The 18,684-nt window shown below is 61.9% G+C and carries 19 protein-coding genes; 12 read left to right on the forward strand and 7 right to left on the reverse strand.

The window, feature by feature from the left end; all coding sequences use genetic code 11:
- Positions 1–113 precede the first annotated feature (113 nt).
- The 3 genes from Q0K02_RS02510 (at position 114) to thiE (ending at position 2,435) form a co-directional block, all read left to right on the forward strand.
- A complete protein-coding gene (locus Q0K02_RS02510) occupies positions 114–755 on the forward strand; it encodes a Maf family nucleotide pyrophosphatase (RefSeq protein WP_294484783.1) in 642 nt (213 codons plus the stop codon).
- Positions 752–1,573 carry a hydroxyethylthiazole kinase gene (thiM, locus tag Q0K02_RS02515; protein WP_294484784.1) on the forward strand — a complete coding sequence of 274 codons (822 nt, stop codon included), beginning with the start codon at positions 752–754 and terminating at the stop codon, positions 1,571–1,573. Before Q0K02_RS02510 ends, thiM begins: the two co-directional genes overlap by 4 nt.
- 229 nt (positions 1,574–1,802) lie before the next feature.
- Positions 1,803–2,435 carry a thiamine phosphate synthase gene (thiE, locus tag Q0K02_RS02520; RefSeq protein ID WP_294484786.1) on the forward strand — a complete coding sequence of 211 codons (633 nt, stop codon included), beginning with the start codon at positions 1,803–1,805 and terminating at the stop codon, positions 2,433–2,435.
- 267 nt (positions 2,436–2,702) lie between these two features.
- Here the strand turns inward: thiE and Q0K02_RS02525 are convergent, their stop codons facing one another.
- Both Q0K02_RS02525 and Q0K02_RS02530 read right to left on the reverse strand, forming a co-directional pair.
- The gene (locus Q0K02_RS02525) at positions 2,703–4,109 is read right to left on the reverse strand and encodes an MATE family efflux transporter (protein WP_294484788.1); all 1,407 of its coding nucleotides are present in this window, start codon (positions 4,107–4,109) and stop codon (positions 2,703–2,705) included.
- 277 nt (positions 4,110–4,386) lie between these two features.
- The gene (locus tag Q0K02_RS02530) at positions 4,387–5,223 is read right to left on the reverse strand and encodes a TetR/AcrR family transcriptional regulator (protein ID WP_294484790.1); all 837 of its coding nucleotides are present in this window, start codon (positions 5,221–5,223) and stop codon (positions 4,387–4,389) included.
- Positions 5,224–5,774: 551 nt separating this feature from the next.
- On the opposite strand from Q0K02_RS02530, the gene Q0K02_RS02535 reads away from it, so the two are divergent.
- The 3 genes from Q0K02_RS02535 (at position 5,775) to gcvH (ending at position 8,705) form a co-directional block, all read left to right on the forward strand.
- Positions 5,775–6,605: a hypothetical protein gene (locus tag Q0K02_RS02535; protein WP_294484791.1), complete on the forward strand. Its 831-nt coding sequence runs from the start codon at positions 5,775–5,777 to the stop codon at positions 6,603–6,605.
- A 162-nt stretch (positions 6,606–6,767) separates the two neighbouring features.
- Positions 6,768–8,192: a dihydrolipoyl dehydrogenase gene (lpdA, locus tag Q0K02_RS02540; RefSeq protein ID WP_294484793.1), complete on the forward strand. Its 1,425-nt coding sequence runs from the start codon at positions 6,768–6,770 to the stop codon at positions 8,190–8,192.
- Positions 8,193–8,309: 117 nt separating this feature from the next.
- The gene (gene gcvH, locus Q0K02_RS02545; protein ID WP_294484795.1) at positions 8,310–8,705 is read left to right on the forward strand and encodes a glycine cleavage system protein GcvH; all 396 of its coding nucleotides are present in this window, start codon (positions 8,310–8,312) and stop codon (positions 8,703–8,705) included.
- A 53-nt stretch (positions 8,706–8,758) separates the two neighbouring features.
- Here gcvH and Q0K02_RS02550 read toward each other — a convergent pair whose 3' ends face one another.
- Positions 8,759–9,046, reverse strand: a complete 288-nt coding sequence (locus Q0K02_RS02550; protein ID WP_294484798.1) for a hypothetical protein — start codon at positions 9,044–9,046, stop codon at positions 8,759–8,761.
- A gap of 168 nt (positions 9,047–9,214) precedes the next feature.
- On the opposite strand from Q0K02_RS02550, the gene Q0K02_RS02555 reads away from it, so the two are divergent.
- Positions 9,215–9,451, forward strand: a complete 237-nt coding sequence (locus Q0K02_RS02555) for a helix-turn-helix transcriptional regulator (protein ID WP_294484800.1) — start codon at positions 9,215–9,217, stop codon at positions 9,449–9,451.
- Between the two features lie 96 nt (positions 9,452–9,547).
- Here the strand turns inward: Q0K02_RS02555 and Q0K02_RS02560 are convergent, their stop codons facing one another.
- A complete protein-coding gene (locus Q0K02_RS02560) occupies positions 9,548–10,795 on the reverse strand; it encodes a TolC family protein (RefSeq protein ID WP_294484802.1) in 1,248 nt (415 codons plus the stop codon).
- A 272-nt stretch (positions 10,796–11,067) separates the two neighbouring features.
- On the opposite strand from Q0K02_RS02560, the gene tolQ reads away from it, so the two are divergent.
- From tolQ to Q0K02_RS02585, 5 genes are all read left to right on the forward strand, one after another.
- Complete coding sequence (gene tolQ, locus Q0K02_RS02565; protein ID WP_294484804.1) at positions 11,068–11,751, forward strand: protein TolQ; 684 nt, start codon at positions 11,068–11,070, stop codon at positions 11,749–11,751.
- Between the two features lie 9 nt (positions 11,752–11,760).
- Positions 11,761–12,204 carry an ExbD/TolR family protein gene (locus tag Q0K02_RS02570; RefSeq protein ID WP_294484806.1) on the forward strand — a complete coding sequence of 148 codons (444 nt, stop codon included), beginning with the start codon at positions 11,761–11,763 and terminating at the stop codon, positions 12,202–12,204.
- Between the two features lie 18 nt (positions 12,205–12,222).
- Positions 12,223–13,218: a cell envelope integrity protein TolA gene (tolA, locus tag Q0K02_RS02575; protein WP_294484808.1), complete on the forward strand. Its 996-nt coding sequence runs from the start codon at positions 12,223–12,225 to the stop codon at positions 13,216–13,218.
- Positions 13,219–13,286: 68 nt separating this feature from the next.
- Entirely contained in the window at positions 13,287–14,006 is a 720-nt protein-coding gene (locus Q0K02_RS02580; RefSeq protein WP_294484811.1) for a TonB family protein, read from the forward strand.
- A gap of 24 nt (positions 14,007–14,030) precedes the next feature.
- Positions 14,031–16,592, forward strand: a complete 2,562-nt coding sequence (locus Q0K02_RS02585; protein WP_294484813.1) for a mechanosensitive ion channel domain-containing protein — start codon at positions 14,031–14,033, stop codon at positions 16,590–16,592.
- Positions 16,593–16,773: 181 nt separating this feature from the next.
- On the opposite strand, the gene queF is transcribed toward Q0K02_RS02585, so the two are convergent.
- Genes queF through Q0K02_RS02600 form a run of 3 tightly spaced genes read right to left on the reverse strand, consistent with a single transcriptional unit; the run spans position 16,774 to position 18,576 of the window.
- Positions 16,774–17,238: a preQ(1) synthase gene (gene queF / locus Q0K02_RS02590; protein WP_294484815.1), complete on the reverse strand. Its 465-nt coding sequence runs from the start codon at positions 17,236–17,238 to the stop codon at positions 16,774–16,776.
- Positions 17,231–17,920 (reverse strand): 7-cyano-7-deazaguanine synthase QueC, encoded by a 690-nt coding sequence (queC, locus tag Q0K02_RS02595; protein WP_294484818.1) that lies wholly within the window; start codon positions 17,918–17,920, stop codon positions 17,231–17,233. The genes queF and queC overlap by 8 nt, the downstream gene beginning before the upstream one ends.
- 2 nt (positions 17,921–17,922) lie before the next feature.
- On the reverse strand, positions 17,923–18,576 hold the full coding sequence (locus Q0K02_RS02600) for a queuosine precursor transporter (protein WP_294484819.1): 654 nt from the start codon (positions 18,574–18,576) through the stop codon (positions 17,923–17,925).
- Positions 18,577–18,684: the final 108 nt, after the last annotated feature.

An 18,684-nucleotide genomic window follows, 5' to 3' on the forward strand; every position in this document is an offset into this window, starting at 1 on the left:
CATGTCTGCGTTCCGTTTTTCCGGCGACCGACGCGCCTTTTGCGCGGACGCAGTCTTGTTTTTGCATCCGCCGCGGCCCTGCCGCGCGCGCCCTTCAACGTTACGGATTTTTCATGACCAGCGCCTTCACCATGCTCCGCCCTCTTGTTCTGGCTTCCGGTTCACCGCGACGCCGCGCCTTTCTGGAAGGCGTGGGCCTCAGCTTCGACGTTCATCCCGCCGCCTGTCCCGAACCGCGTCCCGAACCGGACGAAGATCCGCGCGCCTACGCGGCCCGCTGCGCGGAAGCGAAGTCCCGTTTCGTGCTCGGCGAACTTTCCGGCCGCCTCGACCGCCCCGCCGTGCTCTCCGCCGACACCATCGTCATTCTCCGCGATGAGGAAGGAGCCTCCATTCTCGGCAAGCCCCGCGACAGGAACGACGCCGTCGCCATGCTCTCGCGCCTTTCCGGTCGCACGCACGAAGTGGTCACTTCCTGCTGCCTTGCCATGGACAATCACGTGGAGAGCTTCGACGACATGACGAAGGTCACCTTTGCGCCCTGGCCGCTTCCCGTGCTGGAAGCCTACGCCGACAGCGGCGATCCGCTGGACAAGGCCGGTTCCTACGGCATTCAGGACGGAGGCGCCTTTCTGGTCAGCGCCATAGAAGGATCCTGGTCCACGGTGGTGGGCCTGCCTCTCAACATCGTGCTGGATCGCCTGCTCCGGTCGGGCGTTCTCGGCCTGAACACTTCTTTACGGGAGTTCTCATGAAACAGCAGATTACGGACGCCATCCGCGCCGTGTACGAAAACGTGCCTCTGGTCCACAGCATCACGAACTTCGTGGTCATGCAGGTGTCGGCCAACGCCCTGCTCGCCGCGCATGCCTCGCCCCTCATGGCGCACGCCGCCGAGGAAATGGACGATCTCACCAACATTGATTCCGCCCTTGTGCTCAACATCGGCACGCTCGATCCTTCCTGGCTGGACAGCATGGAGCTTGCCGGCACGCTCATGAAGAAAAAGGGAAAGCCCGTGGTGCTGGATCCGGTGGGAGCAGGAGCCTCCGGCCTGCGCACCCGTTCCGCGCTGCGCCTGCTCGATCTGGTGCGCCCGGACATTCTGCGCGGCAACGCTTCGGAAATCATGGCGCTTGCCGCGGAAATACGCTCGGCCGACAAGGTGGCCACCAAGGGCGTGGACAGCCGCAACAGCAGCGACGAAGCGCTGGACGCCGCCCATGAACTGGCCTGCCGCTTCGGCTGCGTGGTGAGCGTCAGCGGCGCGCGCGATCTCATTACCGACGGCAGCGCCGATCTTGCCGTGGAAGGCGGCTCGCCGCTCATGCCGCTGGTCACGGGCATGGGCTGTTCCGCTTCCGCCGTCACCGGAGCCTACGCCGCCGTGTGCAAGGACCGCCTCACGGCGGCCGCAGCGGCCATGGCCGTGATGGCTTCCGCCGGAGAAAAGGCCGGAGCGCGCGCCAAGGGGCCCGGCAGCTTTCTGCCCGCCTTTCTGGACGAGCTCTATCTTCTGGATCCCGAAGACGCCGCATCGAGAGTCCACAGGCTCGAGAGCTCCGCGCGCTGAGCGCGACCGCGGGGCGTCTGCAAAATTGCGAAGGCCGCGCCCCCTGCCTGCGGAACGCTCTTCCGGCACGCTGAGCATCTCACGCCGCCCGGCTTTTCCCTTCCCGCCTGTGTCCAGGCGCAGGGCAGGCAAGAATACGCCGCCTTCTGCCCGCGGAGTTTTACGCAACGCGCGGACAATCTTTTCACCTGACATCCGGAGGCCTGCCGCCGGAACATCGAGGTCACTGATGAACTGGAGAACGCATACCGACTACCGCGTCTATCTCGTCACGGACCGGGACCTGTGCCTCGGCCGACCGCTGGACGAGGTGGTGCTTGCCGCCGTGCGCGGAGGCGCAGGCGCGGTGCAGCTCAGAGAAAAGCACGCCACGTCCCGCGAGTTTCTGGAACTGGCCCGAGCCCTTGCTTCGCGCATTCAGCCGCTCGGCATTCCGCTCATCATCAACGACAGGGCCGACATCGCGCTCGCCTGCGGAGCCGCCGGACTGCACGTGGGGCAGAGCGATCTGCCGCCGGAAGACGCGCGCCGCCTCATGGGGCCGAACGCCATCGTCGGCCTCTCCGTGGAAACGCGGGAAGAACTGCTCGCCGCCGAAAGTCTCGACATCGACTACGTAGGGCTCAGCCCCATTTTCGCCACGCCCACCAAAACCGACACCCACACCCCGTGGGGTCTGGACGGCCTGCGCTGGGCGCGGGAACACTCCCCTCTCAGACTGGTGGCCATCGGCGGCATTCACGCCCGCAACGCCTCCGAGGTCGTGGCCGCGGGAGCGCACAGTCTGGCCGTGGTTTCGGAACTGTGCTCCGCGCCGGATCCCGAAAAGGCGGCCCGGAATCTTTTGACCGCGTTCCGCTGATCGCCAGCCGCAGCGCGGCCACGCGCGCCATTTTCGCCCCGCATCCGCACGGATCGGGGCTTTTCTTTTCTTCTCCGGCAACGGCAGTCCCTCCCCCGCACAGGCTCTGCCGCCCTGCCGAAGCCCAGCACGCAGAACGACAAAAGGCCGACCGACGCACTCCCGAAAGAGAATCACGCCGATCGGCCTTTGTTCATCGTTGTTCGCGATGCCGAACGCCCGTTGCAGGGGTCGCCATCGTGAGACGCCGCCCCTGCCATGCGCAAACTACAGTTCCTTGGGCTTGAAGAACTTCGACGGCGGCTTGCATTCAGGATCGCCCTGCATGCAGGGATTGTCCTCGGCGCGCATCGAAAGATAGAGGAAGTAGGCGGCCACCATGCAGCCGGTGAAGTCCGCCAGCGGAATGCTCAGCCACACGCCGGTCAGCCCGAAGAACAGGGGCATGACGAGCAGCGCGGGCACCAGGCATATCATCTGACGGCACAGCGACACCACGCTGGCGATCTTGGCCTGACCGATGGACTGAAAATAAGTGCCGATGATGATCTGCGGGCCCACGAAGATGAACAGGCCGCCGGTGATGCGCAGCGCCGTGGTCGAAACTTCCACGAGGGGGCCGTGATCGGTAAAGATGCGCACCAGAAATTCGGGGAAGAACCACGAACCGAGCATGCCCACCAGCGTGATGGCCGTGGCGCTCAGCATGCCGTACTTGAGGGCGAGGCGCACGCGTTCGGGCTTTTTGGCCCCGAAGTTGAAGCCGATGATGGGCTGCATGCCCTGACCGAGACCGATGACGCTCATGGCAAAGAGCATGAGCAGGCGGTTCAGGATGCCGAACGCGCCGATGGCGAGATCGCCGCCGTATTCTTTCAGGGCGCGGTTGATGATGACCACCACGATGCAGGCGCAGAAGTTGATGAGAAAGGGCGCCATGCCGATGGCCAGAATTCTGCGGAAGGCCGTCCAGCTCAGCTTCCAGATGTCCTTCTGAAAATGGATGAGCGAACTTTTGCGCGCAAAATGCGCCACCAGCCATATGACGGACATGGTCTGACCGGCAATCTGGGCCCAGGCCGCGCCGTACATGCCCCAACCCCACCAGTAGATGAAGATGGGCGAAAAGGCCACGATGCCCACGGAAGAGAGCAGCGCCGTCATCATGGCCGTTTTGGGATAGCCCGTGGCGCGGGCGAGGAAGTTGAAGCCCAGCATGAGAAAGCTCAGGGGCGAGAGCAGCACGAGGGGCATCATGAACTCGTGCGCGTAGCGCAGCGTTTCGCCGCTGGCTCCGAAGAACATGAGCAGCGGATCGAGAAAAATCCAGAACACGACGCCGAAGAACAGGCCGAAGATGATTTCCAGCAGCACGGAATGCCCCAGCATGCTGCGGGCCTTTTCCATATCCTTCCTGCCGAGCTCGATGGAACAGAGCGCGGCGCAGCCCACGGCCACCAGCAGACAGAAGGCCATGAGCAGGTTGACCAGCGGAAACGTGACCGCCATGGCGGCAAGCGCCAGATGTCCCACGCCGTGGCCGATGTAGATGCTGGAAATGATCTGATTGAGGGCCACAATCACCATGCCCAGAATGGCGGGTATGGAATACTCAAGAAGGAGGCGGCCGACCCCCTTCGTGCCCATTTCGTTGGCTTTCTGGTCCTGACTCATATTTCCCTCCGTGACTCGAAGCGACAGGCGGAACGCCGAGCGCGTGAAACGACGCGAACGACTCTTAAAGTGCCGAAAGGCGTCAAAAGACGCCTTGTTGTCGGAAACCTTGTCCGGCGACCGCGACATGCGGCCGCATCACTTCAGAATCAATGATGGTGGAGGTTCGCAGCTGGCGCGCGAACCCGAAGAAAACGCACAAAAAATCATCGGTGCGGGGCGTATATTCACAAAGTCGGGCGAGAAAGGCAAGCGCTTCTTTTGCCGTTTTTCCGGGCTACAGCGTTTTTGCGCCGCTCTGAGCATCGTCGCCGTCCGGCTCCTGCGCGGGCTGTTCGTCCTGCCCTCTGTCCGACGGCCCGGCTTCCGGCTGCTTCGCCTCCGGCTGTTCCGCCCTCTTCAGCGTGGGAATGCCGCTCGTGCGCGGCCCTTCATTAAGGAAGGGCATGGGAGCATCCCAGTCCAGCAGCGCCACCCCTATGAGGTAGGAAACCCACGCCGCATATTCCTCGGAGGACCAGTTGAGCACCTTGGTCAGACGGCGATGAATGCCCGGCGTGCTGATGCTCCAGTACAGTTCCGCGGCGCGCTCTTCGGAGAGTCCGGGCCGAAGCAGACCGTCTTCGGCCATCTTGTGGACGGACTTGCGGCATTTTTCCAGCAGCATCATGCTCTGATCGTATTCCTGCTCGGCAAATTCCGGCGAAAGCACGCTCATGCCCCGGATGATGTCGAACACCGGCATGGCGTCTTCCATGAGCACGGACATGAAATGTCCGATTTCCCGCACCCGCTCCTTGCCGGTCATGATCTGCGGAATGGAGTCGCGCAGCTTGTCGTACTTCTTGGCCTCCACGGTCGTTTCGAGAATGGCCGCCAGCACGCCCTTCTTCGAGCCGCACACCGCATACACGGTCTGCGGAGCCACGCCCGCCTCGCGCGCAATGGCTTCAAGCGTCATGTCGGCGTAGCCCTTTTCCTTCATGAGCTGCATGGCGGCCGCAACAATGCGCGCCTTGGTTACATTCGCCTGTTCCTTTCTGCGGGGGGAATGATAGGCTCGCGTCTTCTTGACCGGCTTTTCGGCGGCGCCTTCTGCGGCTTTTCTGGCCATGGTGGAATCCTCAATATTGAATAGAATTAAATAATACGATTCAACCTATCCCATCCATGCCCGTTTTTCAATGGTAAAAGCGGCCGTTTTCCCCGGAAGGCCCCCTCGTGCCGCCCCGGCAGATAAGCAGCACTGCCGTCGTTTTCCAGGAAAGCCCCGCCCGGTCAGGCTGCGCCGACCTGCGGGGAATCCGTCGATGGAGGGAAGGTCCAAATTCCGGACCTCGCGCCTTGCCCCGCGCTTCTCCCCTGCCCGCAGAAAAATTCTTGCAGCACAAACGTTTTCGGAACATCCTTCCTTTTGAACGCCCATGAAAATCCGCAGCAGAACCTGCCCGATGCCTTGACAGAAAACAGGTATTTCACTAGAATGAAAGTCTATTGAATATTTGTTGCCAACAGCAGGAACGCGGAAAGCGCCGGGCCATGTTGCCGCCCTTCCGTGTTCTGCCGAAATACCGCGCAGGCTGCCCGCTCCACCGCCGGAACGCTCCGGCAAGGCCGATCCCGCCGCCGGGACCACGGAATTTTCTAACCGTTATGGAGTTCGACATGGCTATCACTCTTTACAAGGCTCCCAACTGCATCCGCTGCCGCATCACTCATGAGTTCATGGACGCCAGGGGCATCGCCTACACCAGCTATGACCTTGAAGCCGACAAGGACATCGTGAACGGCTTTTATCGCGCCAACCGCAAGTTCCTGCACCGCAACGAAACCGGCGTGGAATTTCCCATGTTCCATGACGACGACGGCGACGTGGTGCTTCAGGGCACGGGCGTCATCATTGCCTATCTGCTTTCCGGCAAGGCCCTCGGCGACGCCGGAGCCGTCACCGAAAGCAAGATGCTGCACGGCTGGATCTCCGGCCTGAACGTCTCCAAGGTTCCCGCCGGAGAAGAGGATCATTTCGTGGAGCTCGTCACGGCGCTTGCCAAGGGCGGACTTCAGGTCGTGCTCGACACCGACGGCCGCAACGCCGCGCTGCTCGAGCGCCTCATCGGCACCGGCTGCCTGACCCGCGTGCGTCTCAACATTCCCGGCCCCGCCTCCGTCTATCCCGCGGCCGTGGGCGGCGACGCGCCTTCCGCCGAAGATCTCGGCAAGACCATCGCCCTCGTGCGCGACTTCAAGGATCACGTCATCCGTCTGTACCTCGAGCCCATTCCGCAGGCCGACGGCTCCTTCGCCTGGCTCTCTCCCGCCGACGCCGCCCTTGCCGGAAAGATGGTGGCCGAAGCCTGCGGCGACATGATGCTGCCCTTCGGCATTCAGGCCACGGCCGAGGTCGTGAAGGGCGTCGAACCGCTGACCAACCTTCTGCCCTATCGTTCCAAGGTTCGTTCCGCCCTTCCCAAGACCGACATCATCAAGGGCGAATAGCGATGCTTCGGCGCGGCGACTCCGTCGCGCCGTCGTCTGCGGAAGCGCTCCGCAGACAGGTCGGCACGCGCCCCTCTTTCGGCGTGTGCCGGGCCGTTTCGGCGGCCGTTCTGCGTTTCTCATGAAAACGCCACATTCTGTTATCAAGGCAGGCAAGATATCATGGCTCTTCGCATCACTGTCATAGGAGCAGGTCCCGGCGGCTACACCGCCGCCTTCGACGCCGCGAGACGCGGCGCGGAAGTTACGCTTGTGGAATCCAGATGGCTCGGCGGCACGTGCCTCAACTGCGGCTGCATTCCCACCAAAACGCTGAAATCCTCCGCCGAGGCGCTGGAAACCGTACGCCGCGCCGCCGAGTTCGGCCTCGCGGGCGCGGGCAATCCCGGCGTGGACATGCCCGCCGTCGTCGCCAGAAAGCGCAAGGTGACCGAAACCCTGCGCGGCGGTCTGGAAAAAAGCTGCGCCAAGCTCAAGATCAACGTGGTCATGGGCCGCGGCAAGGTCGTGAACGCCGGTCTTGTGAAGGTCGCCATGCCCGACGGCTCCGAAAAGGACGTCGAAAGCGACAGGGTCATCATCGCCACCGGCTCCAACGTGCTGAATCTGCCCTCCCTGCCCGTGGACGGCAAATTCATCCTCTCCAGCGACGACGCGCTGGAACTCGATCACGTGCCCGCGCGTCTTATCATCGTGGGCGGCGGCGTGGTCGGCACGGAGCTTGCGTTCATCTTCCGCGCCTTCGGCAGCGAAGTGACCATCGTGGAAGGTCAGAACCGTCTTCTGCCCGTGCCCTCCGTGGATGAGGAAATGAGCAAGCTGCTGCTGCGCGAAGCGAAGAAGAAGGGCATCAAGGTGGAACTCGCCCGCACCGTGAACGCCACGAAGGTGGAGGACGGCAAGGTCTTTGCCGATCTCGGCCCCTCGCCCTTCCTCGCGCCGGAACTCGTGCCCGCCTCCGCCAAAAAGCCCGCCACGCTGGAAGCCGACTGCATCTTCATGACCATCGGCCGTACGGCCAACAGCGAAGGCCTCGGCCTTGCCGAAGCCGGCATCGCCACCGACAAGCGCGGCTACGTCACGGTGAACGATTACCTGGAAACCTCGGTTCCCGGCGTGTATGCCATCGGCGACATTCTGGGCCCGGCGCGCATCATGCTTGCGCACATGGCCAGCGCCGAAGCGCACGTGGCCGTGGCCAACATCTTCGGCGCGAGCGAAAAGCCGAATTACGACGTGGTTCCTTCCGGCATCTTCTCCTCGCCCGAAATCGGCGACGTAGGCCTGACCGAAGCGCAGGCGAAGGACAGGGGCTTCGAGGTGCAGACCTCGGAATTCCAGTTCCGCGAACTCGGCAAGGCGCAGGCCATGGGCGAGCTGCCCGGCGTGTTCAAGCTGGTGGCCGACAAGGCAAACGGCAAGCTTCTCGGCGCGCACATCGCCGGAGCGCACGCCACCGATCTTATTGCCGAATGCGCCCTTGCCCTGCAGATGGGCGCATCCGTGGCCGACATTGCCGGAACCATTCACGCGCATCCCACCCTTGCCGAAGGCGTCATGGAAGCCGCGGCGAAGATGGCGGAATAGTCTTCTGCCGCGCGCCGGATCCCGACCGGTCCGACGCTCGCCCCGCACACGCTGCAAGCCTGCGGCACGGCCGCTCAACCTGACGGGCGCACGCCCCAAAACCAAGGAGTATTCCCCATGGCCAAGACTGTTGCGGAACTTTCTTTTCCTGACGACCTCAAGTACACCGACGAACACATCTGGGTCCGCAAGGACGGCGAGGAAATCGTGATCGGCGTGAGCGACTACGCGCAGGATCAGCTCGGCGAAGTGGTGTACGTGGATCTCCCCTCGGAAGGCGACAGCTTTGCCGCCGGCGACGAATTCGGCGAAGTGGAGTCCATCAAGTCGGTGAACAAGCTGTTCATGCCCGTGGCCGGCGAAGTTTCCGCCGTGAACGGCGATCTCGACGGCACGCCCACCCTGCTCAACGCCTCCTGCTACGACAGAGGCTGGCTCATCCGCGTAAAGCCCGAAGACATGGCCTCCGTGGACGGCCTGCTCTCCGCCGACGTCTACAAGGCCACGCTGTAATTTTCCGACACCTGCAAGAAAAGGCCGCCGCTTGTGAAGAGCGACGGCCTTTTTTATACCCGGCTTGTTCCGTTCAGAGGGGGGTCACCGATCACCATCTGCTGGAATAATGGCTTCTGTGACTGTAGTGACTTGCGTGACTCGAATGACTGGAGGAAAGAAGCCTCATCTTTTCCCGACATGGTGATTTTTACATCATTTTCAATGATATCTATTGAAATATAATATTCTTTTTCATAGATACCGGACACCGCCAGCACACATTCTCTGCTGAACAAAGCCGTGTCGGCAAGAATGCTGCCTGCGCCGTTGTTCTTCTCCATAAAGAACGACGTTTTCATATTGTTCTCCCCCTTATGGATGACGACGATCGTTGATATCCCACCTCTCTCACAAGCGATTTGCCAATCCAGACGGCCCGGGACGCGCATGGGGCAGACTTAACCTATCGCTTATTTTCTAAGCTATAGGTTAATTTTTTTTTAAACGCAATGGACTAGCTGAAGGATATGAAAAAAAAGTCAGATGCCTTCGGGCCGGTTTTGCGTCAGATGCGTCAGGAAAAAGGGCTCACGCAGGAAAAACTGAGCGAAATTCTTGGAGTGGCGGCCCCGTATGTCAGCATGCTCGAAAGCGGGCACAAGTATCCGAATCTCGAAATGCTTTTCAAAATTTCCGAAGCACTCGGAACACGTCCGGGGGCCATGCTGGACGCCATGGAAGAACGAATCAGAAAACTCTCCTGAAAACAACGCATGTCGGCGTATGAAAAACGCGCCGCCCCCGGCTGCCCTTCCGGCCGCCGTCCGCAGGGCGTGTTTCTCGCGGCGCGCCTGAGAGCGTTACTTGTTTTTCTTTGAGATTTCCGGGCGGTTGTCCTGAAGATCGGGATGCAGCTCGCCCATGGTTTCATACAGCTGGGAAAGCGCGATGAGGCAGTCGGCGCGGGAGGAGATTTCCGCAAGTTCCGCGTCGGAAAGCGCGGACTGCGCCGTCAGCAGGTCGAGGTAGGAGCCCGACTGCAGTTCGTAGCGCATTTTGGCGTCCGCATAGGACTCGCGGGCGCTGACGACGGCGCGCTGCGACACCTTCACCGAACGATACGCGTCCTGCGTGGACAGCAGGCTCGAACGCACCGCATAGGCGCAGTTGTTGATCGAAGAGCGCACCGCCGCCTCCAGCGCGGAAATCTGCCGCTGCGCCTGCTGCGTGAGATACAAGCGCTTGCCGCTGGAAAACAGCGTCCAGTTCACGGACAGGCCTATTTCCCCGTAGGAATAATCCTTCTGCGTGTACCGGCTGCCTGCGGCATCGAGATGGCTGCCCGTGGTGGACCAGCCCACAATCGCCGACACCTGCGGCCAGAAAAGACTCCTGGTCATGCCGAGATCCTTGAAGGCCATCTCCACCGACTTTCTGGCCATGAGCAGATCGGGGCGGCATTCCAGCGCCTGGCGCAGACACGCTTCCAGCGTGCGTTTGAAGGGCGTCAGTTCCAGATCTCCGCGATAGGCCACGGGCGCGTCCGGAGGCAGATCCAGCAGCGTGTTCAGTCTGGTGAGCCACACGTTGCGGTCGTTTTCGTACTTGATGAGCAGCGCTTCGGTCTGCGCAAGATCGGTTTCGGCCTGAAGCACGTCGAGCCGCGGACGAAGTCCGATGTTCCACGCGGTCTTTGCCATGTTGAGCTGCGCCTGCGCCCTTTCCAGCGAGCGCTGCGTGCTGCTGATGCTCGCTTCCGCCTTAAGATAGGAAATGAAGGCTTCCTGCACGTCGGCGACGACGGTAAGCCGCTGCGCCTGCAGCTGAAGCTCCTGCCGCTCCTCTTCCAGCGCGGCCTTCTGATAGGCGTTCAGCAGATTGAATCCGGTAAACAGCGGCTGACTGGCCTGCACCGTCATGGTGGTCACGTTGGGCTCGTAGCGCGAAGGCCGGTCCTTGTTGTAGCGCGAATAGCTGTAGTTGACGTCCAGTGTGGGACCGAAGTCGCTGCGGGCCGCCTTGCGCGCGGATTCCGCCGCCTGCAGCGTGAAGCGGGCGCTCTCCACGTCGGGATTCTTCTGCAGCGCGCGCTCGACGGCGCTCTCCATGGAATAGCTCTCCCCGGCTTTGACGGACGGAGGCAAAAACAGTATACAGGCAAGAGCCGCACAACAGACAGAGCGCCAGAACATAGGGAATCTCCTTCGGATTTCCGAACACTAGCGCAAAAGGCGGCCGTCTGTCACGCCCTCCGCATTGCGGCGGGCGCGCGATTTTTTTCGTTGCATCCGGTTCCGCTCAAGCATATGAACAGAGCGGACCCCTTCCGCGCCGGCGCGGCTTCTACGTCGGCAATCTATCGGATATCTTCGGAGCACCCATGGACTACAACATCTTTTCCGTCTTTGCCAGCGCAAGTCTCGTCGCCCAGCTCATCATGGTCATACTCATTGCGCTCTCCATCCTCAGCTGGACCGTCATCATAAGCAAGATCATCACGCTTTCCGCGGCCGAACGCAAGGCCACGGCGGGCATCCTCCGCTTCACCGACGCTCCCGACCTGCGTCAGGCCGTGCAGAGCCTCGGCGGCGATCCCTCCTCTCCGCTCTACGGCGTGGCACAGCACGGCGTGCGCGAATTCAACAACGGCAAGGAAGTCGGCGCCGACGAAAGCGTCGTGGTCGAAACCGTGCGCCGCGCGCTCAATCAGGGCGTCGGTCTGGAAATCGACCGCCTGCACAAGCATCTTTCCATCCTCGCCACGGCCGCCAACACCGCGCCGTTCATCGGTCTGTTCGGCACGGTCTGGGGCATCATGACCTCGTTCCACGCCATCGGTCAGATGAAGTCCGCCTCCCTCGCCACCGTGGCCCCCGGCATTTCCGAAGCCCTCATCGCCACCGCCATCGGCCTCGGCGTGGCCGTGCCCGCCACCATCGCCTACAACATGTTTCTCGGCAAGCTCGACAGCATCGAAACCCGCCTCATCAACTTCGCGGGCATCTTTCTGAACCGCGTGCAGCGCGAAGTCAACGTTCACCACTTCCGCGGCAACGACAGGTAGGGCGCAGTCATGGCCAGAAAAAAAGGCTTCGTTTCGGAAATCAACGTGACGCCCTTCGTGGACGTCATGATGGTTCTGCTCATCATTTTCATGGTCACGGCGCCCATGATGGATTCGGGACTCGACGTCGATCTTCCCCAGGCCAAGCAGGTGGACACGCTGCCGTCCGATTCCGAACATCTGGTGCTCACCGTTCGTGAAGACGGCTCCCTCTATCTCGACACCTACGAAGTGCCCCTCGAAGAGCTGGAAGAACGTCTCGTCACCCTCGTGAAGGACAAGGATCGCGCGCTCTTCCTGCAGGCCGACAAGGCCGTGCCCTATGGTCTGGTGGTGGACGTCATGGGCCGCATCAAGGCCGCGGGCATCGAAAAGCTGGGCGTGGTCGCCATGCCCTCCACGGAAAGCGCTGCCCCTGCGCAGTCCGGCAGCGCCCAGCAGCGCCGCCGCTAGACGGCAATACATACTCCCATGCGAATAAGCAGTCTTTTTATATCCATACTGCTCCATCTGGCAGTGCTGGCCTTCATACTGTACGTGCCGCTGCGTCCCCCGCTGGACATCACGCGGCCCGTGTATCAGGTCAGCCTCGTGATGGGCGCTCCGGGCGGCGAAAAACTGCCCTCTCCCGTGCTGGGGGCGCGTCCCCCCGTTACCGGCAAACAGGTGGCTTCCACGGAAGCGGCCGCCCAGCCCAAGGCCGAGCCCGCCCCCGCGCCGAAGCCTGAAGAAGCTCCCATAGCCAAGCCCGAACCAAAACCCGAGCCGAAACCGGAACCCAAGCCCGAACCGCAGAAGGATCCGGTGCAGATTCCGCAGCAGCAGAAAAAGCCCGAACCCAAGCCTGAGCCCAAGCCGGAACCCAAACCCGAGCCGAAGATCGAGAAAAAACCTGATCCCAAGGCGGAAAAGAAACCCGAGCCCAAGCCCGAAAAGAAAACCGAAGCCAAACCGCAGAGCTCCAAGACGCAGAGCAAATCGCAAAGCAAGTCGCAGAACAGGAGCGACAGCGGCAAGGACGCTCTGGCCGACGCTCTGGCCGACGCCCGCAAGCAGGCCCGTTCCAACACCAGCGGCAAGGGCGGCGGAACCTCCGCGTCGCGCGCGCTGGCCGATCTGGAAAAACAGGTCGGCAGAACCGGCGTGGGCGGTGGCGGCGGCGAAGGCGACGGCCCCGGAGGCGGCGGCATTTACGACGTGTACGTGGCCCAGGTCATTCTGGCCGTACAGCCCAACTGGAGCATGCCCACCTACTCGCGCAACAACATGGTGGTGCAGGTGCGCATCAAGCTCGACAAGCAGGGCAACGTTCTCGACTGCCACATCGAACGTTCCTCCGGCAGACCCGAGTTCGACGCCTCCGCCGTCAACGCCATCATACGCACCAAAACCCTGCCCCCGCCGCCCACTCCGGCGCAGCAGGATCTTGTCATCAGCTTCAACTCTCTGCAGATGATGGGCCGCTGAGGCCCGAACACTCTTTTTTGCAACAGCCGGCTCCGATGTCCTTCATCGGGGCCGGCTCTGGAGTTTTTATGAACATTCGTCACGTCCTGCCCCGTCTCGCGTTCCGCCGCGCGGCGTCCGTCCCTTCCCGCGAGGCCCGCGTCCCGGCCGGGAAAACGGCCCTTCTTGCAGTCTCTGCCCTCATCCTTCTTGCCGCGCCCTCCACGGCTCCGGCCTTCAGCGCCGCGGCCGACAACATCGGCGGCTACAGCACCCAGGTGCTCAGTCAGATTCTGCGCGTCTGGCGTCAGCCCGAGGGCGCCCGCGGCACGGCCGTGATGGAACTTCGCATCGATCCCTCGGGTCACGTGACCGACTGCGCTATCCTTCAGGCTTCCGCCAGCCCGGGCGCCGACGCCTCCGTATGCACGGCCGCACACAACGCCGCGCCCTATCCCTTCCCGCCGTTCAACGCGGAAGCCCGCGTCTCGCTGGCCATGGCCTACGGCCCCGGCGACGGCTCCGCAAGCAACGCTCCCGCGCCGAGCTACGCCGAAATGCTGCGCCAGTCCATAGCGCCGCACATTATTATGCCTCACGGCCTTTCCGGCTCCTGGACAACTGTGGTACAACTGGACGTCTGGGCCGACGGAACCGTGCGCGACTGCCGGATAAGCCGTCCGTCCGGCAACGCCGAGGTCGATGCCGCCGTCATGGCCGCCGTGCGCACTCCCGGCGTCATTCCCGTGCCTCCGGAGCACGCGGAACAGCGGGTTACCCTTTCGTTCACCCTCAGCGCCAGCCGATAGCCGGCCGCCTTTTCGAGGAAGTCCATGCGCAGTTCACGTCTGATCATTACTCTTGCCGTCGCGCTTGCGCTCGGCCTGTCGCTCATGAACGTCGGTTCCGCCGTTCCGCAGGCGACGGCCGCCCAGGCGGACAACGCCAAGCAGGCCGCCAAGAACGCCGACGACAAACAGCCCGACGCCAAGGAGGAGGCCGAGGCCGCAGCCAAGGCCAAAGCCGAAAGCGAGGCCAAGGCCGCGGAAGAAGCCAAGAAGGCGGAAGCGGAACGGGCCGCCGAAGCGGCCAAGAGCGTGCAGGAAGCCTGGGACGCGCTGCTCGCCACGCACAACGCCCAGCTTGCGGGCATCATCGAGCACACGCAGACCCTCAAGGACGGTCTTTCCGCCCTCTCCTCCGATACGAGTCAGAGCATCTCCCTTCTGGAACAGGAGTTCCAGAAGCTCGACGCGCTCTCTCAGGCCACGGGAAGCATGCCCTCCGATCTCACCGTGCTCGTGGAACGCTTCCACCGCATCAAGGAGCGCACGCAGGCGCTCATACTGCCGCTCCAGAACACGCAGACCGAACTCGAAAAGGAAAAGCAGGCGCTCGCGCTCCTGGACAAGTCGCTTTCCGGACAGGGTACCGAGGTGAGCGGCAAGCTCTCAAGCCGCCTCAAGGAAGCCAACAAGAACATTTCCAATCTTCAGACGCGCTACGACCGCATCATCGCTCCGGCGCTCGACCTCATCCAGGAAGTGCAGACGCGCATCGACGAGGTCATGAAGAACATGCCCACGCTCTGGAACAATTACTATTTCCAGTCGTCCGGGCATTTCTACGACGTGGTGGCCTGGGGCAGGGACATCCGCAACCTCGGTTCCCTCGAGGAACTCTTCTCCCTGCGTCTGACCACGGAACTGCCGAGCAGCATGGACGCCTTCTTCTCCATGCTCACGCGCATCGCGACCTCCCTGCTCTTCTGCCTGCTCTTCGGCCTCGCCCTGCGCCATACCGCGCGCAGAAGACTGCCGGAACAGATGCAGGCCGGCGTGGACAGGGTCATGCGCAACAGCGCCATCTGGATAGCCGTCGGTCTGTCCATCCACCTCTCGGCCTGGGACGACGGCAAGCTTTACCAGATCGTGGCCACGCTCGGCACCATGTGCCTGTGCTGGGGCCAGATGCTCCTTGCCTGGGATCTCTACGAGTTTGAAAACCCGAACCGCCCGCGCCTCTCTCCGCTGTGGCCCATGTTCCCGCCCCTGCTCATAGGCATGGTGCTGCTCAACTTCGATCCCTTCCCGCTGTTCATCTGCGTGGCGTGGGTCATCGTGCAGGCCGTCGATCTCTGGAAGACCCGCTCCCTGCCTCTGCCGCCGCAGCCTCTGCCGCGCACCATCATGCGGCTCTACACCATCCAGCTGTGGATCACGCTCATCATAAGCCTGGTCGGCTTCTCCCGCCTGTCCATTCTCATAAGCATGTGCTTCACCTCCATCACGGTGACCATCATGCTCTGCGTGTCCCTCTTCAAGGTGGAACATCTCATAGAGTCGCACCTGCCCAAGGAAGGCACGCTCGCCGTCATGGCCAGCCTGGCCATGGCCCTCATCATGCCCGTGGTGCTGCTCATCTCCGTCATGGCCGCCGTGCTCTGGATCATGGCCTACCCCGGCGGCTGGTTCCTGCTGCAGCACATGGCCACGCTCGGCTTCAACATCGGCGACGTGTCGCTGAACGCCATGCAGATCCTCAGCATCTTCATCGCGTTCTACCTCACCCGCGCCATGCTCGCCGTGGGCAACACCTTCATGGCCGGCATGCAGGCGCAGATATCCCGCATATCCGTCTCGCTGCTCGCCCCCATGCAGGTCATCTACAAGTGCCTGCTCTGGGCGCTCTTCGGCCTCTACGCGCTCAAGGCCCTGGGATTCAACCTCTCCAGCCTCTCCATGATCGCCGGCGGCCTCTCCGTGGGTATCGGTATCGGTCTCCAGAACATGGTCCAGAACTTCACGAGCGGCCTGTCCGTCATCTTCGGCCAGACCATCCGCGAAGGCGACGTGGTGCAGGTCGGCACCATCACCGGCGTGGTCAAGAAGATCAACATCCGCTCCACCATGGTGGAAACCTACGACAACGCCATCATCTTCATTCCCAATTCCAGCTTCCTGAACAGCACCTTCACCAACTGGACGCACAACAACCGCCGCGTGCGCAAGGAAATCGCCGTGGGCGTGGCCTACGGCTCCGACGTGAAGCAATGCCTCGACATGATGCTCAAAATCGCCCGCGAGCATCCCAAGGTGCTGTTCTATCCCGAACCCACGTCCTACTTCGTCAACTTCGGCGCGAGCTCCCTGGACCTCATTCTCCGCTTCTGGGTGCGCGAGTACAACGACGCCATGGCCATTACGTCCGACATCCGCCTGAAGATCAACGAAGTGTTCGCCGCGGAAGGCATCGAAATCTCCTTCCCGCAGCTGGATGTCCACATGCGCAGCGACGAGGCCTCTCCGGCTCCCGCCCCTGCCGCAGCCGCAGCCGATGCCGAAGCCGCAGCCGACAAGGAAAAGGCGGACGAGGAAAAGAAGGAAACGGTTTAAACATGAAACGGGGAAAAGCTCCTGAACAAGGCTGCCTTTCCCCGAACCGCCGCAAAGGCTTTTAACCTTCATCGCCCGGAAGAACCCATCGGCTCTTCCGGGCGATACATTTAAGCGGCTTTTTCCCCGCAGGGACACGGCGCAGGAGACGATCCGCGCCGCCAGCGGCAACGATTTCTCATCAGGCCAGATCGTGACGCATCATGCGGAACTCGGCCATCTTTTCGTATTTCGTGCCCGGACGGCCGTAGTTGCAGTACGGATAAATGGATATGCCGCCGCGCGGGGTGAATATGCCCGTCACCTCAATGTAGCGCGGATCCATGAGCTTCACGAGATCCTTCATGATGACGTTCACGCAGTCTTCATGAAAGTCCCCGTGATTGCGGAAGCTGAACAGATACAGCTTCAGGCTCTTGCTCTCCACCATCTTCACGTCGGGAATGTACTCGATGCGTATTTCCGCGAAATCCGGCTGACCGGTGATGGGGCAGAGACTGGTGAACTCCGGACAGTTGAAGCGCACCCAGTAGTCGTGTTCGGGATGTCTGTTTTCAAAGGTTTCCAGCACTTCGGGCGCGTAGTCCTGCCGGTAGCGCGTGGGAGAGCCCAGAAGCGTGAGATGATCTTCGCTGCGGTCATGCATGGCGCTGTTCTCCTGCGGAGATCGACTCCGCCTTTCTTTTCTTTTCCAGGTAGCGCTCCAGCCCCTGCCTGCGGAGAATGCAGGAAGGGCACTGTCCGCAGCCGTCGCCCGCTATGCCGTTGTAGCAGGTCACGGTGCGCGTGCGCACAAGCTCGAAAACGCCGAGCCTGTCGGCCAGTTCCCATGTCTGCGCCTTGTCGAGCCACATGAGCGGCGTGTGAATCACGAACTCTTCGGCCATGGCCAGATTCAGCGTGACGTTCATGGAGCGGATGAACGTGTCGCGGCAGTCGGGATAGCCGGAAAAATCCGTCTGGGACACGCCGGTGACGATGTCTCTCATGCCCTGTTCCCGCGCGCACACGGCGGCCACGCCGAGAAAGAACATGTTGCGCCCCGGAACAAACGTGTTGGGCCAGCCGTCCTGCGGCTTTTCCCTGTCCATGGTCATGGAGGCGTCCGTCAGGGAACTGCGCCCTATGCGGGAAATGAAGCTCACGTCCTGCACGTCCAGAGGAATCTTCGCCTCTTCGGCAATGGCGCGGGCCGCATCCAGTTCGTGCCGGTGCTTCTGTCCGTAAAAGAAGCTCAGGGCGCGCACGTTTTCAAAACGTTCGCGGGCCCAGAAAAGGCAGGTGGTGGAGTCCTGCCCGCCGCTGAAAACAACCAGTGCTCCGGACACGACTACACCTCCCGGATCTTAAGAATGTTGTAGGAAATGTTTTCGTCGAACACGTCGGTTTCCTCCACGCGCTTGACGTAGTTCACCACGCGAATGGTCACGGGCAGCACGACGATTTCATACAGTGTCTTGAGCGCGGTCTGGGCGAGCATCATGGGGATCATGGCCGAGAGCGGCAGCACGCCCGCAAAGGCGCAGGGGAAAAAGATAAGGGAATCCACGCCTTCGCCCACCAGCGTGGAAAGAATGGCGCGGGCCGAAAAATGACGTCCGCCGGAAGCCACCTTCATGCGGCTCATGACGTAGGCGTTGAGGAAGGAGCCCGCCAGGAAGGCAAGAAAGCTCGCCGCGGCGATGCGCGGAGCCAGGCCGAACAGATAATTGAAGTGCGCCTCTCCGTCCCAGAACGGCGCGGACGGCAGAAAGACGGCGATCTGACCGAGGGCGGCCACAAGAAAATTCATGGCGAAGCCCGTCCAGATGATGAAGCGGGCCCTGCGGAAGCCCCATACTTCGGCGATGCAGTCGTTGATGATGTAGGAAACGGGAAAGATGATGACGGCCGCAGGCAGGGCAAGCGAGCCCAGCATGAAGATTTTGGCGGCCAGCAGATTGGAAATGATGAGACAGGTGCAGAAGACGATGCCGAGCAACATGAACGTTGCCGAAAAGGAATGTTGTTTCATAGCTTGTTTTTTACGTGGTTTTCAAGCACACGGCGCTTGTTTTTTACGTGGTTCTCAAGCACACGGCTCAGGGTGGAC

The organism is uncultured Mailhella sp. (assembly GCF_944324995.1).
Taxonomy (GTDB): Bacteria; Desulfobacterota; Desulfovibrionia; order Desulfovibrionales; family Desulfovibrionaceae; genus Mailhella.

What these genes read in the sequence shown, in the direction of transcription:
- tolQ (WP_294484804.1), top strand. Translation starts at nt 11,068, where the DNA reads ATGGACTACAACATCTTTTCCGTCTTTGCCAGCGCAAGTCTCGTCGCC.
- queF (WP_294484815.1), bottom strand. Translation starts at nt 17,238, where the DNA reads ATGCATGACCGCAGCGAAGATCATCTCACGCTTCTGGGCTCTCCCACG.
- tolA (WP_294484808.1), top strand. Translation starts at nt 12,223, where the DNA reads ATGCGAATAAGCAGTCTTTTTATATCCATACTGCTCCATCTGGCAGTG.
- Q0K02_RS02555 (WP_294484800.1), top strand. Translation starts at nt 9,215, where the DNA reads ATGAAAAAAAAGTCAGATGCCTTCGGGCCGGTTTTGCGTCAGATGCGT.
- lpdA (WP_294484793.1), top strand. Translation starts at nt 6,768, where the DNA reads ATGGCTCTTCGCATCACTGTCATAGGAGCAGGTCCCGGCGGCTACACC.
- Q0K02_RS02550 (WP_294484798.1), bottom strand. Translation starts at nt 9,046, where the DNA reads ATGAAAACGTCGTTCTTTATGGAGAAGAACAACGGCGCAGGCAGCATT.
- Q0K02_RS02525 (WP_294484788.1), bottom strand. Translation starts at nt 4,109, where the DNA reads ATGAGTCAGGACCAGAAAGCCAACGAAATGGGCACGAAGGGGGTCGGC.
- Q0K02_RS02530 (WP_294484790.1), bottom strand. Translation starts at nt 5,223, where the DNA reads ATGGCCAGAAAAGCCGCAGAAGGCGCCGCCGAAAAGCCGGTCAAGAAG.
- thiM (WP_294484784.1), top strand. Translation starts at nt 752, where the DNA reads ATGAAACAGCAGATTACGGACGCCATCCGCGCCGTGTACGAAAACGTG.
- Q0K02_RS02560 (WP_294484802.1), bottom strand. Translation starts at nt 10,795, where the DNA reads ATGGAGAGCGCCGTCGAGCGCGCGCTGCAGAAGAATCCCGACGTGGAG.
- Q0K02_RS02535 (WP_294484791.1), top strand. Translation starts at nt 5,775, where the DNA reads ATGGCTATCACTCTTTACAAGGCTCCCAACTGCATCCGCTGCCGCATC.
- thiE (WP_294484786.1), top strand. Translation starts at nt 1,803, where the DNA reads ATGAACTGGAGAACGCATACCGACTACCGCGTCTATCTCGTCACGGAC.
- Q0K02_RS02580 (WP_294484811.1), top strand. Translation starts at nt 13,287, where the DNA reads ATGAACATTCGTCACGTCCTGCCCCGTCTCGCGTTCCGCCGCGCGGCG.
- Q0K02_RS02570 (WP_294484806.1), top strand. Translation starts at nt 11,761, where the DNA reads ATGGCCAGAAAAAAAGGCTTCGTTTCGGAAATCAACGTGACGCCCTTC.
- Q0K02_RS02585 (WP_294484813.1), top strand. Translation starts at nt 14,031, where the DNA reads ATGCGCAGTTCACGTCTGATCATTACTCTTGCCGTCGCGCTTGCGCTC.
- Q0K02_RS02510 (WP_294484783.1), top strand. Translation starts at nt 114, where the DNA reads ATGACCAGCGCCTTCACCATGCTCCGCCCTCTTGTTCTGGCTTCCGGT.
- gcvH (WP_294484795.1), top strand. Translation starts at nt 8,310, where the DNA reads ATGGCCAAGACTGTTGCGGAACTTTCTTTTCCTGACGACCTCAAGTAC.
- Q0K02_RS02600 (WP_294484819.1), bottom strand. Translation starts at nt 18,576, where the DNA reads ATGTTGCTCGGCATCGTCTTCTGCACCTGTCTCATCATTTCCAATCTG.